The organism is Nonomuraea sp. NPDC049152 (assembly GCF_040648355.1).
Lineage (GTDB): Bacteria > Actinomycetota > Actinomycetes > Streptosporangiales > Streptosporangiaceae > Nonomuraea.
In genome coordinates, this window is the sequence record NZ_JBEZDO010000031.1 from 17,722 (window position 1) to 32,224 (window position 14,503).

General features: G+C 70.3%; 11 protein-coding genes, 1 tRNA gene and 1 pseudogene. 6 read left to right on the plus strand and 7 right to left on the minus strand.

From position 1 onward, the window contains the following. Positions 1–2 precede the first annotated feature (2 nt). Complete coding sequence (locus tag AB0B45_RS39965) at positions 3–194, minus strand: hypothetical protein (RefSeq protein WP_358142142.1); 192 nt, start codon at positions 192–194, stop codon at positions 3–5. A 622-nt stretch (positions 195–816) separates the two neighbouring features. On the opposite strand from AB0B45_RS39965, the pseudogene AB0B45_RS39970 reads away from it, so the two are divergent. Further along, positions 817–1,407: pseudogene (locus AB0B45_RS39970) on the plus strand (histidine kinase); the annotation flags it as partial. Here the strand turns inward: AB0B45_RS39970 and AB0B45_RS39975 are convergent. Then, a complete protein-coding gene (locus tag AB0B45_RS39975; RefSeq protein WP_358142145.1) occupies positions 1,348–4,410 on the minus strand; it encodes a BTAD domain-containing putative transcriptional regulator in 3,063 nt (1,020 codons plus the stop codon). The pseudogene AB0B45_RS39970 and the gene AB0B45_RS39975 overlap by 60 nt on opposite strands. A 53-nt stretch (positions 4,411–4,463) precedes the next feature. Between AB0B45_RS39975 and AB0B45_RS39980 the strand changes: the two genes are divergently transcribed. Beyond that, entirely contained in the window at positions 4,464–5,342 is an 879-nt protein-coding gene (locus AB0B45_RS39980) for an NAD(P)-binding domain-containing protein (RefSeq protein ID WP_358142147.1), read from the plus strand. A 227-nt stretch (positions 5,343–5,569) separates the two neighbouring features. Here the strand turns inward: AB0B45_RS39980 and AB0B45_RS39985 are convergent, their stop codons facing one another. Beyond that, on the minus strand, positions 5,570–6,940 hold the full coding sequence (locus tag AB0B45_RS39985) for a cystathionine beta-synthase (RefSeq protein WP_358142150.1): 1,371 nt from the start codon (positions 6,938–6,940) through the stop codon (positions 5,570–5,572). 187 nt (positions 6,941–7,127) lie between these two features. On the opposite strand from AB0B45_RS39985, the gene AB0B45_RS39990 reads away from it, so the two are divergent. The 4 genes from AB0B45_RS39990 (at position 7,128) to AB0B45_RS40005 (ending at position 12,264) form a co-directional block, all read left to right on the plus strand. Further along, a complete protein-coding gene (locus tag AB0B45_RS39990) occupies positions 7,128–8,108 on the plus strand; it encodes an SGNH/GDSL hydrolase family protein (protein ID WP_358142153.1) in 981 nt (326 codons plus the stop codon). Positions 8,109–8,144: 36 nt separating this feature from the next. Continuing rightward, a complete protein-coding gene (locus AB0B45_RS39995; RefSeq protein ID WP_358142156.1) occupies positions 8,145–9,473 on the plus strand; it encodes a PQQ-binding-like beta-propeller repeat protein in 1,329 nt (442 codons plus the stop codon). A 140-nt stretch (positions 9,474–9,613) separates the two neighbouring features. Continuing rightward, entirely contained in the window at positions 9,614–10,831 is a 1,218-nt protein-coding gene (locus tag AB0B45_RS40000) for an acetyl-CoA C-acetyltransferase (RefSeq protein ID WP_358142159.1), read from the plus strand. 173 nt (positions 10,832–11,004) lie between these two features. Next, positions 11,005–12,264: a hypothetical protein gene (locus tag AB0B45_RS40005; protein WP_358142162.1), complete on the plus strand. Its 1,260-nt coding sequence runs from the start codon at positions 11,005–11,007 to the stop codon at positions 12,262–12,264. Here AB0B45_RS40005 and AB0B45_RS40010 read toward each other — a convergent pair. The 4 genes from AB0B45_RS40010 to AB0B45_RS40025 all read right to left on the minus strand — a co-directional run bounded on the left by AB0B45_RS40010 (position 12,221) and on the right by AB0B45_RS40025 (position 14,454). Beyond that, positions 12,221–12,631 (minus strand): PPOX class F420-dependent oxidoreductase, encoded by a 411-nt coding sequence (locus AB0B45_RS40010; protein ID WP_358142165.1) that lies wholly within the window; start codon positions 12,629–12,631, stop codon positions 12,221–12,223. The genes AB0B45_RS40005 and AB0B45_RS40010 overlap by 44 nt on opposite strands. Before the next feature lie 60 nt (positions 12,632–12,691). Then, positions 12,692–12,925, minus strand: coding sequence for a DUF4287 domain-containing protein (locus AB0B45_RS40015; RefSeq protein WP_358142168.1), 234 nt, complete (start codon positions 12,923–12,925; stop codon positions 12,692–12,694). A gap of 162 nt (positions 12,926–13,087) precedes the next feature. Next, the gene (locus tag AB0B45_RS40020; RefSeq protein ID WP_358142171.1) at positions 13,088–13,876 is read right to left on the minus strand and encodes a Bax inhibitor-1/YccA family protein; all 789 of its coding nucleotides are present in this window, start codon (positions 13,874–13,876) and stop codon (positions 13,088–13,090) included. A gap of 505 nt (positions 13,877–14,381) precedes the next feature. Then, a tRNA-Leu gene (locus AB0B45_RS40025) sits at positions 14,382–14,454 on the minus strand. Between the last annotated feature and the right edge of the window lie 49 nt (positions 14,455–14,503).

The window sequence follows — 14,503 nt, forward strand, 5'->3', positions numbered from 1 at the left end:
TGTCAGGCCGCCTTGGCCTCGCTCCGCTCCTCGGAGCGCCGAGGCAGCTGTACGACGTCGGCACCGATGTGGCGGCCGCTCCCGCCTTCGGCGGGCTCGCCGTTGATCCGGGACAGCAGCACCGGGTCTGCCAGCACGAGCAGCAGCACGACGACGAGCCCGAGAACCAGCATCACGAATCCGATAACGACCATTTCCTTCATCTCCTTCGACGCTTCAAGCATCCGCGATCGGCGGTTGCTCCCACCTCCGCTGAAGGGTTGGTCCGCGGGTGGCCCCCTCGGCCGAATGGTTGATATGGGTTGTCCGACTTCCGGCCTAGGCTCAGGTGCCGTGGGGGACAACAAACGTTTCGTCTACTGGGTCAGACGGCTCAGCGAGATCGCGATGATCGGCTGGCTGGGCATGCTGCTGCTGGTGGATCTGGCGGCCTCGTTCGGCGCGGGCGGGCTGCAGCACCTGGTGCCCGTGTGCGGCGCGACCGGGATCGCCGCTGTGGTGCTGCGCAGGCGCTACAGGATCGAGGGCTTCGTCGTCCTGATGTCCTGCTCGCTGGCGATCTCCCTGCTGATAGGCGTCACCGACTTCGCGGGTTTCCCCGGCATGGCCGAGAGCGGCGCGCTGCTCATCCTCACCATCGGGATCCTGCGGCACGTCGAGCCCGTCCCGACGGCGGCGACCCTCTCGCTGGTCGCGATGGGCGTCCTCATGGCCGAGGGCGGCATGCGCGACTACAAGAACGGCGGGCTCGCCTTCTCGTTCGTGCTGTTCATCGGCTGGGCGATGGCGGCCGGCGTCGGCGGCTACCTGCGCTTCATGCAGGAGCGCCGCACCGAGGCCATCCATTCGGTACGGCGCGCCGAACGCCTCGAGCTGGCCAGGGAGCTGCACGATCTGGTCGCCCACCACATCACCGGCATCGTGGTCCAGGCGCAGGCCGCCCGCACGGTGGCCGAGATGAAGCCGGAGGCCGTCGTGCCGGCCCTCGACGCCATCGCCCACGCGGGGGCCGACGCGCTCACCTCGATGCGCCGCCTGGTCGGCGTGCTGCGCGCGCAGGACGAGGCGGCCCGTACCCCCGGCACCTCGCTCGCCGACCTGCGCCTGCTGACCGAGCGCTTCTCCTCCAGCGGCCCCAACGTCGCCTTCGAGGTCGGGCAGGGCATCGACGACTCCACGCTGCCGCCCGAGGTCATGACGACCCTGCACAGGGTGCTGCAGGAGTCGCTCACCAACGTGCGCCGCCACGCCCCCGGCACCGGCTGGGTCGAGGTCCACCTGCGGCGCTACGACAGGGTCGTGGTGCTGCGGGTGCGCAACTACGGCTCGGCCACCGACCCGCGCATCTCACGACTGGGCGGCGGGTTCGGGCTGGTCGGCATGGCCGAGCGGGTCGAGGCGCTGGGCGGCAGGCTGCTGGCGGGGCCCACCGCGGAGGGTGCGTGGGAGGTGTGTGCCGAGTTCCCTCTGCCCTGAGGCGTGGGCCTCGGCGTAGGCCTGCTCGCCCAGCTCGGCCAGCGCCCTGGCGGCGATCCGCTCGACGTCGCCGCGTTCTGCGGGCGGCAGGGGCGCGCCTACCGACTCCCTGATGGCGCCTGCCGTCCCGAGGAACCTGGCCGCGTCGCGGGCGGGCAGCGCGCCCGCCAGCCCCTCCAGCGCCAGCGCAACGGCCCTCGGGTCGCCGCTGGCCCGCGCGCAGGCGTAGCCCTCGCGGTGCAGGGCCAGCGCCGCCGCGGTGTCGCCGCGCTGCTCGGCGGCGAAGCCCAGCTCGGCGAGGATCAGCGCGAGCCCCGGCTGCCCGTCCACCTGCCGCAGCCAGGTCAGCCATGGGCGCAGCAGCCTCTCCGCCTCCTCGAGCCGCCCCTGCCGTCGCGCGCTCAGCCCGAGGCCGAGCACCGCGTGCTCCTCCGCCGACTTGTACGACTGCTCGGCCGCGAGCCTCCTGGCCCGCTCGTGGTAGTCGTCGGCGAGCGTGTAGTCGCCCCTCAGCAGGGCGGTCCTGCCCAGCACCGACAGGCGGTAGGCCGATTCGAGCCCCAGCTCCTCGGCCAGCCGCAGGCCGAGTCCCCGCCACCTGGCCGACTCCTCGTACTCGCCGCGGATCTCGGCGAGCAGGCCGAGCGTCTCCATCGCCTCGCTCTGGCCCCAGCCGTCGCCGACCTCCTGGAAGATCGCGACGCTGCGCTCTCCGTCCGCCTCCATCGCCGCGAGGTCGCCGCGGACGATCGCGAGCTTGGACCGCACGTCCAGCGCCGCCGCCGTCCCCCAGCGGTCGCCCAGCTCGCGGAACGCGGTCAGCGCCCGCTCCACCCTGGCCTCGTGAGCGGGGCGGTCGCCGTAGGCCCACCTCACGTAGCTGAGGAACCAGTCCGCGAACGCGGCCCCCGCCCTATCCAGCTCCTCGTACGGCACGGCGTCCGCCTGATCGCCCGTCGACAGCGTCATCCCCGCCTGCCACACCGCGGCCAGCGCCCGCTCGCCCGTCTCGCCCCCGCCGAACGACAGCGCCCTGGCGATCGCCCTGCTCGCCTCACCCCGCCTGCCACGCAGGAACCAGTACCAGCCCAGCGCGTTGACCAGCCGCAGCGCGTGGCTCTCGCGCTCCAGCGCCACGCGCAGGTTGGCGCCCTCCGCGTCGAGCCTGCGCAGCCACTCCCCCTGCTCGGCCCCGCGCAGCTCGGCCCGCTCGGCCAGCTCCGTGTAGTACGCCGCGTGCCGTCGCCTCAGCTCCTCGGCCTCGCCCGCCTCCTCCAGCCGTTCGAGCCCGTAGGCCCTGACCGTCTCCAGCAGGCGGTACCGCGGCCCGGGGCTCACCAGCGACCTGTCGACCAGCTGCGCGAGCGTGCCGAGGACGTCCACGCCCTGCTCCGCGCACACCTGCTCGGCCGCCTCCAGCAGGCACCCGTCCGCGTGTACGGCCAGCCGCCGCAGCACCACCCGCTCGGCCTCCGACAGCAGCTCCCAGCTCCAGTCGATGACCGCGCGCAACGTCTGCTGTCTGCCGGGCGCGCCCCTGCGGCCCGCGCCGAGCACCCTGAACCTGTCGTCGAGCCGCGCCGCCAGCTCCCGCACTCCCAGCGCCCGCACCCTGGTCGCCGCCAGCTCCAACGCCAGCGGGAGCCCGTCGAGCCGCTCGACGATGGTCGCGACCGTCTCCGCGTTGCCGTCGTCCAGGGCGAAGCCGGGATCGGCGGCCACTGCCCGCGCCGCGAACAGCCGTACCCCCTGCGCGGTCTCCAGCGGGGGCACCGGCCACACCCGCTCCCCCTGCACGGCCAGCGGCTCCCTGCTCGTCGCCAGCACCCGCAGCCCGCCGGCGGCCCTCAGCAGCGTCGCGACCAGGTCGGCCGTGCCGTCGATGACGTGCTCGCAGTTGTCCATGACGAGCAGCAGCCGCTTGTCGCGCAGCGCGGTGACCAGGCGCTCGACCGGGCCCACGGAGGCCCCGTCGTCACGGATGCCCAGCGCCTCGATCACCGCCTGGACGGGGTCGTTCGTCGCGGCCAGCTCGACCAGCCGTACGTCCTCCAGCCGACCGGCGGTCTCCATCGCGAGCCGCGTCTTGCCCACGCCGCCGGGTCCCGTGAGCGTCACCAGGCGGCCCGCGTCAAGGAGCGAGCGCACCTCGGCGACCGCGTCCTCCCGTCCGATCAGCTCGGTCAGCGGCAGAGGGAGCCGCTGCCCTGACGGGCGCGTCTCGAGTGAGGGGTCCTGGCGCAGGATCGCCTCGTACAGCGCCGCGAGCTCCTTGCCCGGGTCCACGCCCAGTTCCTCGGCCAGCCTTTCCCGCACCCCGGCGTAGCTCTCCAGCGCCTCGCTCTGCCGGCCTCCGCTGTAGAGCGCCCGCATGTGCAGCCCGCGCAGCCGCTCCCTGAGCGGGTGCCGATCGACCAGCGCGCCGAGCTCCACCGGCTCGCCGAGGGCCAGCCGTACCTCCGCCTGGTCTTCGAGCGCCGTCAGGCGCGCCTCCTCCAGGCTCGCGGCCGCCGCCGCCACGAACGGCTCGTCGGCATGGTCTGCGTAGGCGGGACCCCGCCACAACGCCAGCGCGTCGGCCAGCAGCCCCGCCCGCGCCTGCGGCGTGCTCTCCCTCGCCCGCGCCACCAGCGCCGTGAATTCCCCCGCGTCGACCTGCGCCCCCGCCAGGCGGTACCCGGCAGGCTCGCGAACGACCGTCTCGGGGCCGCCCAGCGCGCGGCGCAACTGCGAGACCCTCGCCTGCAGCGTCCCGACCGGATTGCCCGAAGGGCGCCCGCCCCACAGGTCGTCGATCAGCCTGTCCATGGGCACCGGACGGCCCTCGTGCACCAGCAGGTCGACCAGCAGCGCGCGGACCTTGGCCTCGGGCACCCGGACGGGACTCCCGTCGTCCGCCCACACCGCCAGCGGCCCCAGCACTCCGAAACGCATGACCCGTAGCTAACCAGAAGGATTCCCGAAGGGCGGTCGCCGAGGCTGGGGGCATGACAACGCATGTGACTGTGATCGGGCTCGGCGCGATGGGCTCGACGATGGCCGAGACGTTCCTGAAGGCGGGACACCGGGTGACGGTGTGGAACAGGACGCCGGGCAAGGCGGGCGCGCTCGTGGCCCTGGGCGCGCACGAGGCCGCCTCCCCCGCGGAGGCGCTCTCCCCCGCCGCGGGCGAGCTGGTGGTGGTCAGCCAGGTGGACTACCGGGCGATGTTCGACAGCCTCGCCGACGTCGACCTGACGGGGAAGGTGCTGGTCAACCTCAGCTCCGACTCCCCTTCGAAGCTGCGCGAGGCCGCGGAGTGGGTGTCGGCCAGGGGCGGCGCGCTCATCACGGGCGGCATCATGACCCCGCCGCCGGGGATCGGCCGGCCCGGCGCCTACACGTTCTACAGCGGGCCCTCCGAGGCGCTCTCCCGGCACGAGGAGACGTTGAAGGCGCTGAGCGACGTGACCTACATCGGGGCCGACCCGGGGTTGGCGATGCTGTTCTACCAGGCGCAGCTGTTCATGTTCTGGTCGGGACTGACATCGTTCATGTACGCCAGCGCGCTGGCGGAGAGCGCGGGGCTGCCCGTGTCGACGATGCTGCCGTACGCGCAGGAGACGTACGGCGGGCTGGCCGGCGAGGGGCCGATGGGATTCCTGGCGATCCTGGCGGCGGAGTTCGAGGCCCGGGTGTATCCGGGCGAGCTGAACAACCTGCACATGCAGGCCGTCGGGATGGAGCACGTGGTGCACACGTTCGAGGACGCGGGGCTGGACCTGGCCGTGCCGGTCGCGCTGAAGGAACTGTTCGCCCGCGCGGACGAGGAGGGACACGGGGCGGAGGGGCTCGGCTCGATCATCGAATCCATCAGGAAGCCGTAACCCGCGATCGGCACACCCACGGAACCCCAGCCCGGCCGACACCCACCGCATCACGCGGGACGCGGGGCCGGGGTCTCCCGGGAGGACCGCGAAGTGGGATACGGGCGGGGTCTTTCCAGAGAACCACGAACCCCGGCTCGCATCCCACCCGCGCGGCCTGGCCACGTGGGGATGCGAGCCGGGGTATCCGAGGGCGACCGGCCGGCAGGCCGCGGCTCGGACGAGGGTCAGTGGTTGGCGAGGAAGGCCAGCAGGTCCTGGCGGGTGAGGAGTCCTGCGGGCTTGCCGTCGTCCAGCACCACCGCCGCGTCCGCCTTCTCCAGCGCCTCGACCGCCCGCGACACCGGCTCGCCCGCGCCGATCATCGGCAGCGGCTGCGACATGTGGTCCGCGATCGGGTCCTCGGAGCTGAGCTTGCCCCTGTACAGCGCCTCCAGCAGGTCGCGCTCCACGATCGAGCCGACCACCTCGGCCGCCATCACCGGCGGCTCCTCCTTCATGACAGGAAGCTGCGACACCGAGTACTCCCGCATGATCGAGATCGCGGTGCCGACCGACTCGTGCGGGTGCGCGTGCACGAACTCCGGCATCGTCCCGCCCTTGCGCGACAGCACGTCACGCACGAGCCCGTCGTCCGAGGCCGTGGTCAGGAACCCGTAGTCCGCCATCCAGTCGTCGTTGAAGATCTTGGACAGGTAGCCGCGACCACCGTCGGGCAGCAGCACGACCACCACGTCGTCGGGCCCCGCCTGCGCCGCCACCTTGAGCGCCGCGACCACGGCCATGCCGCAGGAGCCGCCGACCAGCAGCCCCTCCTCGCGGGCCAGGCGACGCGTCATGTTGAAGGAGTCCTTGTCGGACACCGCGATGATCGAGTCGCAGATCGTCGTGTCGTAGGTCGCGGGCCAGATGTCCTCGCCGACCCCCTCGACGAGGTACGGGCGTCCCGTGCCGCCCGAGTAGACCGAGCCCTCAGGGTCCGCGCCGATGATCTTCACGCGGCCGTCGGAGATCTCCTTGAGGTAGCGCCCCGTGCCGCTGATGGTGCCGCCGGTGCCGACGCCCGCCACGAAGTGCGTGATCCTGCCGTCGGTCTGCTCCCACAGCTCAGGGCCGGTGGAGTGGTAGTGCGACTCGGGGTTCTGGACGTTGGAGTACTGGTCGGGCTTCCACGCGTTCGGGATCTCCCTGGCCAGCCTGTCGGACACCGAGTAGTAGGACTCGGGGTGGTCGGGCGCGACGGCCGTCGGGCACACCACGACCTCGGCCCCGTAGGCGCGCAGGACGGAGATCTTGTCCTGGGCGACCTTGTCGGGGACGACGAAGACGCACTTGTAGCCCTTCCTCTGGGCCACGATGGCCAGGCCGACGCCGGTGTTGCCCGAGGTCGGCTCGACGATCGTGCCGCCGGGCCGCAGGGCCCCCGACTCCTCGGCGGCCTCGATCATCCGAACCGCGATGCGATCCTTCACCGAGCCGCCAGGGTTGAAGTACTCGACCTTGGCGAGCACCTGTGCGGGCAGGCCGGCGGAGACCTTGTGCAACCTGACGAGCGGAGTGTTCCCCATGAGCTCGATCAGGGAATCGTAGACGCGCACTGAGGTGTTCACCTTCTTTGCCGAAGCTTGATCAGCTTGTGGATGGCCGCGGCTCCCAGGGGGTGGTGGAGCCTCGGTTAGGTTTCAGACCGATGAGGATCACGCCGGGGGGCCGCCTGAGCAGCCATACCAGCACGTTTCTCAAGGACAACGCTACCGTCGCGACAGGTCGAGAGGGGCCGCTGAGGTGATCTGGACTCCGGGGGTGGCGCGTACCGCGCGCAGGATCGCCGCGGCGGCGGCGCTCGGCGGCGGCGGGTTGACCGCGCTCGGCGCCACGGCGTACGGCCTGCTCTTCGCCGAGAGCCTGGTCGCCAGGATGGTGATCGGCCGCCCGCACGGCTTGGAGGGCCCCGCCTCCGACGGCCTCTACGGCGACTTCCACGGCGAGCCTCTCAGGCTGGCCATGCTGGGCGACTCCCTCTCCGTCGGCCTGGGCATGAGCGACCCCGAGCACACTCCAGGCGTACGGCTGGCCCGCGGCCTGGCGGCCATCGCCGAGCGCCCCGTGGGGCTGACGGTCGTCGGCCAGTCGGGCGCGCCGTCGGCCGAGCTCGGCGACCAGGTCGACAGGGCCCTCAGGACGCGTCCCGAGGTGGCGGTCATCTTCGTCGGGGCCAACGACGTGACCACGCAGACGCCGCCGGCGACAGCCGTACGACATCTGGCGAAGGCGGTGCGGCGGCTGCGGGAGGCGGGCGCGGAGGTCGTGGTGGGCACCTGCCCCGACCTCGGCACGGTGCGGCCCATCGCGCAGCCGCTGCGGTGGGTGACGCGGCGGTGGAGCCGCCAGCTGGCCGCGGCGCAGACGGTGGTCGTGGTGGAGGCGGGCGGCAGGACCGTGGCCTTCGCCGACATTCTGGGGCCGGAATTCGCTACAAACCCGACAGAAATGTTCGGACCCGATCGTTTCCATCCATCTGACCGAGGTTACGCACAGGCCGCTTACGCGGTGCTACCTTCTGTATGCGCTGCGTTGGGGTTGTGGCCTGAGCCACATCCCGGGCGCGGCGAAGGACTGCAACCGATCTACCTTGCGGCGGCGACGGCCGCGGAGGAGTCAGGCACCGAGGTCACCGCGACCAGGGTCGCCGGGCGGGCGACGGGTCCCCACGGGAGATGGGTGACGCTCTTCCGCCGGAGGCCTGAAGACACCCTCCCTGGCTGAGCCGTCACTCCTCGCCCCCATTGGAGTGGAATAACCGTGCTCCGGCCCCTCGCGAAACCGGCCCTCGCCCTAGCCGGAACCATGGCGCTGGCCGCCTGCTCCGGCAGCGACGCCGCCACGGCGGACTTCCCGACATGGCGCAACTCCGACGTCAACGTGGTCAGCCGCATGGTCAGCGCCGCAGGCGTGGCCACCGCCACCTCCATGCGGCCCGACGGCACGCTGGAGACGGTCGCACTCGACCTGACCAGCGGCAAGAAGCTCTGGGCGCAGCCCGCCACGATGGAGGGCAGACTGCCCGGCATGGGCGTGCCGCCGCCCGCGATCGTCGACAGCGTCATCGTCTCGCTCGACCCGCGCAAGCGGGGCAAATGGAACGCCAACCTCGTGGCGCGTGATGCCCGTACGGGCAGGCAGAAGTGGATCAGGCCCGTCCACTCGACGTTCGGCCCGCAGCGCTGCGGGCCGTACGTGTGCCTGTCGGAGCACACCGCGCTGTCGACGGCCAGGGTGGTCGTGCTCGATCCCGCCTCGGGCAAGCTGATGTGGAAGCTGCCCGGCATCGCCGAGGTGGAGTGGTCCGACGCCAACAGGGTGCTGCTCCTTCGCCTGGCGTCCAACCCGATGATCGAGTCCTACGAGCTCAAGACCGGCAAGCTGCAATGGCAGCAGCCGATCGAACAGGCGCTCGGCCCCGGCATCGACATGTCGGGCGGCTGGGCGTTCGGCGCGACGGGCGACAACCTCGTCGGCTACGTCGCGCCGTACACCAATCCGGGCACGAAGAAGGTCTCGACCTTCGGGCTGTTCTCGCTCAAGATCGCCAACGGCACGATCAACTGGATGCGCCCGTCGGTCGTGCGCGTCTACCCCAGCGGCAGCCCCGGCCTGGCGCCGGTGGTCCGCCCCGTCGACCAGCAGGGCCAGTACGGCGGGTTCGCCAGGCTCGACGCCGAAACCGGTCGCGTGATGGGGCAGATCACCGCCTCTCAGGTGCCGGGCTCGGGCTGGTGGCTGGCCTTCCCCGGGCAGATGGAGCGGCTCGGCTTCCTCAAGCACAACAGCGCCGGCACCGCCTTCGACCTGGCCAGCGGCAAGTCGGTGCCGGTGAAGGAGCAGCACGGCTGGTCCTTCTGCGTCACCGATCCCAAGCCACTGCCGCTGAAGGGGCAGGCGCCGGGCTTCTACTCGATCGCCTCGGTCTGCGAATTCGACCTGTCGAACGGCAAGCGGGTGGCGGGCCAGAACGCGCCGCCCTTCTGGTTCACCGGCAGCCACGACGGCTGGCGGCTCTGGCGCGACGAGAAGGGCGGCATCCACGGCATCAAGGACGCCGCCGTCAGCGCGCCCGGCATGTACGGATGAGCGGAGGCCGGGCGGCCTGGGCCGCCCGGCCTTTCCCTTAACGAAACAACATTCTGTTTTCCCGGCCCCAGGTCGTTGCATGCGGGCTACTGAGGGGTAACCTCGCGGTTGGAGTGCTGACACGAACCCAGGAGAGCCCCATGCCCGAGGCAGTCATCGTCGCCACCGCGCGCTCGCCGATCGGCCGAGCCTTCAAGGGGTCGTTGAAGGACATCCGTCCCGACGACCTGACCGTCCAGATGATCCAGGCGGCGCTGGCCAAGGTGCCGCAGCTCGACCCGAAGACGATCGACGACATCATGCTCGGCTGCGGCCTGCCGGGCGGTGAGCAGGGCTTCAACATGGCCCGCGTGGTGTCGGTGATGATGGGCCTGGACAACGTCCCCGGCACCACGATCACCCGCTACTGTTCGTCGTCGCTGCAGACCACCAGGATGGCCTTCCACGCCATCAAGGCGGGTGAGGGCGACATCTTCGTGTCGGCGGGCGTGGAGACCGTCTCCCGCTTCGCCAGGGGCAACTCCGACTCGCTGCCCGACACCCAGAACCCCATCTTCGACGGCGCCCGTGCCCGCACCGCGACGTTCGCGGAGGGCGGCCAGACCTGGCGTGACCCGCGCGAGGACGGCACCGTGCCCGACATCTACATCGCGATGGGCCAGACCGCGGAGAACCTCGCCCAGCTCAAGGGCATCTCCCGCGCCGAACAGGACGAGTTCGGCGTCCGCTCGCAGAACCTCGCGGAGAAGGCGCTCGCCGACGGCTTCTGGCAGAAGGACATCACGCCCGTCACGCTGCCCGACGGCACGGTCGTCAGCAAGGACGACGGCCCGCGCGCCGGCACCACCTACGAGGCCGTCTCGCAGCTCAAGCCGGTCTTCCGCCCCGACGGCACGGTCACGGCCGGCAACTGCTGCCCGCTGAACGACGGCGCCGCCGCGGTGATCGTCATGAGCGACACCAAGGCCGCGGAGCTGGGCATCACGCCGCTGGCCCGCATCGTCTCCACCGGCGTGACGGGCCTGTCTCCCGAGATCATGGGTCTCGGCCCGGTCGAGGCCTCCAAGCAGGCGCTCGCCCGCGCCGGGATGTCGATCTCCGACATCGACCTCGTCGAGATCAACGAGGCGTTCGCCGCCCAGGTGATCCCTTCCTACCAGGACCTCGGCATCGACCTCGACCGGCTGAACGTCAACGGCGGCGCGATCGCGGTCGGCCACCCGTTCGGCATGACGGGCGCGCGCATCACCTCCACGCTGATCAACAGCCTCCAGCACCACGACAAGACCATGGGTCTCGAGACCATGTGCGTGGGCGGCGGCCAGGGCATGGCGCTCGTGCTGGAGCGCCTGTCCTGATCGATCCTGTACGGCAAGCCCGGCCACGCGCCACCCGATGCGCGTGGCCGGCGCCCGTCCAGGGACACGCGTCCCCGAGCGCGCGTGGCCAGGCTGGGCAACGGCGCCGGTAGAGCCGGACAAATCCCACGAAATCGGCGTGCCGTACCCGGAGCTTCGCCATAATCCGACCGGTGAAGATCGCATACCGCGCGATAGCCGCCGCGGCCTGCCTGTCCCTCCTCGCCGCCTGCTCGGGCGAGGGCGGCGACGACCGCGAGCGCGTGGGCACGACCGCGGACGCGAGTAGGACCGCGGTCGAGGGCCGGGTCGGGATGGCGGCCACCCCGACCGCGAGCCCCACTCCCGCAGGCCCGCCCCCGCTCTCTCCTCGATGGAAGAACCTCGGGAAGGTCCCGCTCGACGAAGCCTCGGGACTCGTTGACGTGGTGGCGACAGGCCCCAGGCAGGCATGGGCGCTGGGGTACGAGAACGGCGCGGAGGAGGAGATCGCTCACACCACCGTGGTGCGCTGGAACGGCACGAAGTGGTCGAGGATGCCGATCAACAAGTATCTCGGCCACAACGGCTTCGACGCCACGGGCCCCGAGGACCTCTGGGTCGCCGGTGACGACACGGTCGCGCACTGGGACGGCCGCCGGTGGACCGCGAAGCGTCCGTTCGGGATATCCGACGACAAGCACTTCCGCGACGTCGCCTCGGACGGCGACAAAGCGGTGCTGATCGGCTCGGACGACACGGGATCGTTCATCGCGACCAGCGGACGAGGCGGCTTCGAGCTCGTGCCCAACGGAGACGAGGGCATGCTCGAGGCCGTCACCTTCAGGTCGGGACACGCCTGGATCGTCGGCGCGAAGCCTCGCTCGAACTGCGAGGGCATCACGCCGCACATCGTGCACAGCAGGAAGCTCGCGGGCTGGGACACGATGCGCGTTCCCCACGTCCCCGGCGGCATGCTGACCTCCGTCGTGCAGATCAGCCCCACGGACGTGTGGGCCGTGGGGAAGATCATCAAGACTCGCCCGGCGGAGCAGCTCCCTGACAGCTCATGCCCGGAGTCGGTCTACTACGAGGCGGAAGAGGTCGAATCCCCCGTCACTCCTCTGGCCATGCACTGGGACGGGCGCTCGTGGCAACAGGTGGGACTGCCGTCCATGTCCGCCGAGCTGACCAGCGTCACGGCCTTCGGCCCCGACGACGTGTGGGTCGCGGGAAAGATGCCCGAACACCCGGTGGACCTGGTGTTCCTGCACTTCGACGGAAAGGCTTGGACTGAGGAGCACAGCTACGGCGGCAGGGTCGAGGCCATCGCCGCGATCCCCGGCACGAAGGACGTGTGGGCCGTGGGCCGGCCTGACGAACACACGGACAAAGGCCCTGAGCTCATCCTCAGGCGTGATGGTCGGGGCCGGCCCGGTCGAGCGCGATCCTGAGCACGACGCGCCGCTCCCGTTCCATGGCCGCGCGGTAGTCCGCCCAGTCGGGGTGCTCGCCGGAGACGCCCCGGTAGTAGGCGATCAGGTGGTCCATCGCCTCGGGCAGCGAGACCACCTCGGCCGTGCCCTCGACCTGGATCCACTCGCCGAAGAAGCCGTCGGTGAACGCGCAGACCGCGACCCGCGGGTCCCTGCGCACGTTGCGCGTCTTGGCCGCGCCCTCGCGGGTGCTGACGACCGCGTAGCCGTCCTCGTCGACGCCGACCAGCACGGGCGACAGCTGGGGCCGCCCGTCGGCGTGGTGGGTGAGCAGGACGGCGTGGTGGTTGCGCGCCAGGTAGCCGCGCGCCTTGTCGAGATCCATCCTTCAATGATGCGCGCCCGAGCCGAATCCACGGCACGGGCGCGACGGGTCTCGAGGGGTTTAGATGAACCCCATTCTGTTACGGCGGTGCCGCTCGTGCTCGAGAACGATGGCGGCTGCGTAGCCATGGGTGAGCCCGTGTTCCTCGGCGAGCCAGTGGGCCCGTTCGTCGCATCTGAGGAAGGATGGACCGTTGTCGATGGCTAGGAACCACTCTGGGAGTTCGCGTCCCGTAATGGCAGGGACTCTTGCGATCAGCTTCGTCTGCATCTCCGGTGAGTGGTTCAAGGACATGGGCACCTCCACGGATGGATTAAGGTCCTTTGCTTGACACTGCAACACCTCACCGCGAATGGCAACCCCTCGGCGGCCAGCGTTCTGTCACGCCGGGTAGATCACTGGTGGCGCAAAGAAAAGACCCCACTGGTGGACCAGCGGGGTCTTTTGGGTTAGCGATCAGTCATCGCCCGAGAAATAGCTGATGAAGCGCAGCACCTCGAGGTAGATCCAGACCAGGCTCAGCGTCAGCCCGAACGCGCACTGCCAGGCGAACTTCTCCGGCGCGCCCGACTTGACCCCGCGCTCGATCTCGTCGAAGTCGAGCAGCAGGAAGAAGGTGCCGAGCAGGATCATCGCGGCGCTGAAGATCCAGCCGAGCGGGCTGTCGGTCCGCAGGCCGAGGCCGCCGTCGACGAAGAAGCCGACGACGAGGTTGACCAGGACCAGCGCCAGCGCGCCGATGGCGGCGGCCACCACGAACTTGGTGAACTTCGGCGTGACCCTGACGATCCGCAGCGAGTAGACGGTCAGCACGGCCGCGAAGGCGAGTGCGGTGCCGATCACCGCCTGGAGCACGATCCCGTTGAAGAACGACTCGTACATGCGGCTCAACGCGCCCACGAAGACGCCGTAGAACAGGGCGTAGCCGAGGATGAGCGCCGGGTTGGTGCTCTGCTTGAACGACGCGATGAGGCCGAGGACCACACCGATGAGGGCCGAGACGACCGCGACGCCCATGCCGACCTCGAAGTACCACGAGGCGGCGCCGGCGACGACGAGCGTGCCGAGCGTCATGAAGCCGCGGACCACGACGTCGTCGATGGTCATCGTTCTGGTGGCCGGCGCGGTGGGCGGTGCGTAGGCCGGGTTGTCGTACATCCCCTGCAGGTGCTGGGGGCTAGGGGTCCACCCTTGCTGCTGGTGGGTGTATGGCGACCGGCTGAATACGGGGTTCTTACTCTCCATCGCTGCCTCCACGCTGCGACCCAATGTGATCAGGTTATGGGACCGGCAGTCACACGGGCCAAGTCACGCCGGGATCTATGTACATTCGAGACTTCCGCAGCGATCCCAACGAACGAGGCTTCACGCCAGTTCCCGTCGTCGCCACCCGACTCTCGGCCGGCACGGGCCGGCGATCAAGGACCTCGCTCGGATCGGGTGCCCGAAATTACCTAATTGCCCGATTTGTCCTATTTGTGATGGTGAGAGAGTGGTTTACTTCACATTCTCACCCACCGCCTTGACCAGGCGCCTCGCCCCGCTTTTTCCGGGTCGGAAAACCGTTTTCGGAGCACCCGGATAAAGGCGCCGGAGCGACCAGAGGAAAGGCCCGTTGTCAAGCCCTTTGCCCGAGCCCCCACGACCCGGGAGGCCCTCTGAACACGCAGCGTCGCAGCTCCCTGACAGCTGGTCCGGACGTCAAGGAGAAACGCCAGGTCAGAGCCATAAAATAGATATAAATAAGCGGTGCCCCCGGCGGGATTCGAACCCGCACGTCAACCCTTTTAAGGGGTTTGCCTCTGCCATTGGGCCACGGGGGCGCCGCAATCATACGAAACGGACCATGCTCACGAGGAGCACAACTTTGTA

Coding starts and splice junctions, on each gene's coding strand:
- AB0B45_RS39975 (WP_358142145.1), bottom strand. CDS start 4,410: ATGCGTTTCGGAGTGCTGGGGCCGCTGGCGGTGTGGGCGGACGACGGG.
- AB0B45_RS40015 (WP_358142168.1), bottom strand. CDS start 12,925: ATGTCCTTGAACCACTCACCGGAGATGCAGACGAAGCTGATCGCAAGA.
- AB0B45_RS40010 (WP_358142165.1), bottom strand. CDS start 12,631: ATGGATCTCGACAAGGCGCGCGGCTACCTGGCGCGCAACCACCACGCC.
- AB0B45_RS40000 (WP_358142159.1), top strand. CDS start 9,614: ATGCCCGAGGCAGTCATCGTCGCCACCGCGCGCTCGCCGATCGGCCGA.
- AB0B45_RS39980 (WP_358142147.1), top strand. CDS start 4,464: ATGACAACGCATGTGACTGTGATCGGGCTCGGCGCGATGGGCTCGACG.
- AB0B45_RS40020 (WP_358142171.1), bottom strand. CDS start 13,876: ATGGAGAGTAAGAACCCCGTATTCAGCCGGTCGCCATACACCCACCAG.
- AB0B45_RS39965 (WP_358142142.1), bottom strand. CDS start 194: ATGGTCGTTATCGGATTCGTGATGCTGGTTCTCGGGCTCGTCGTCGTG.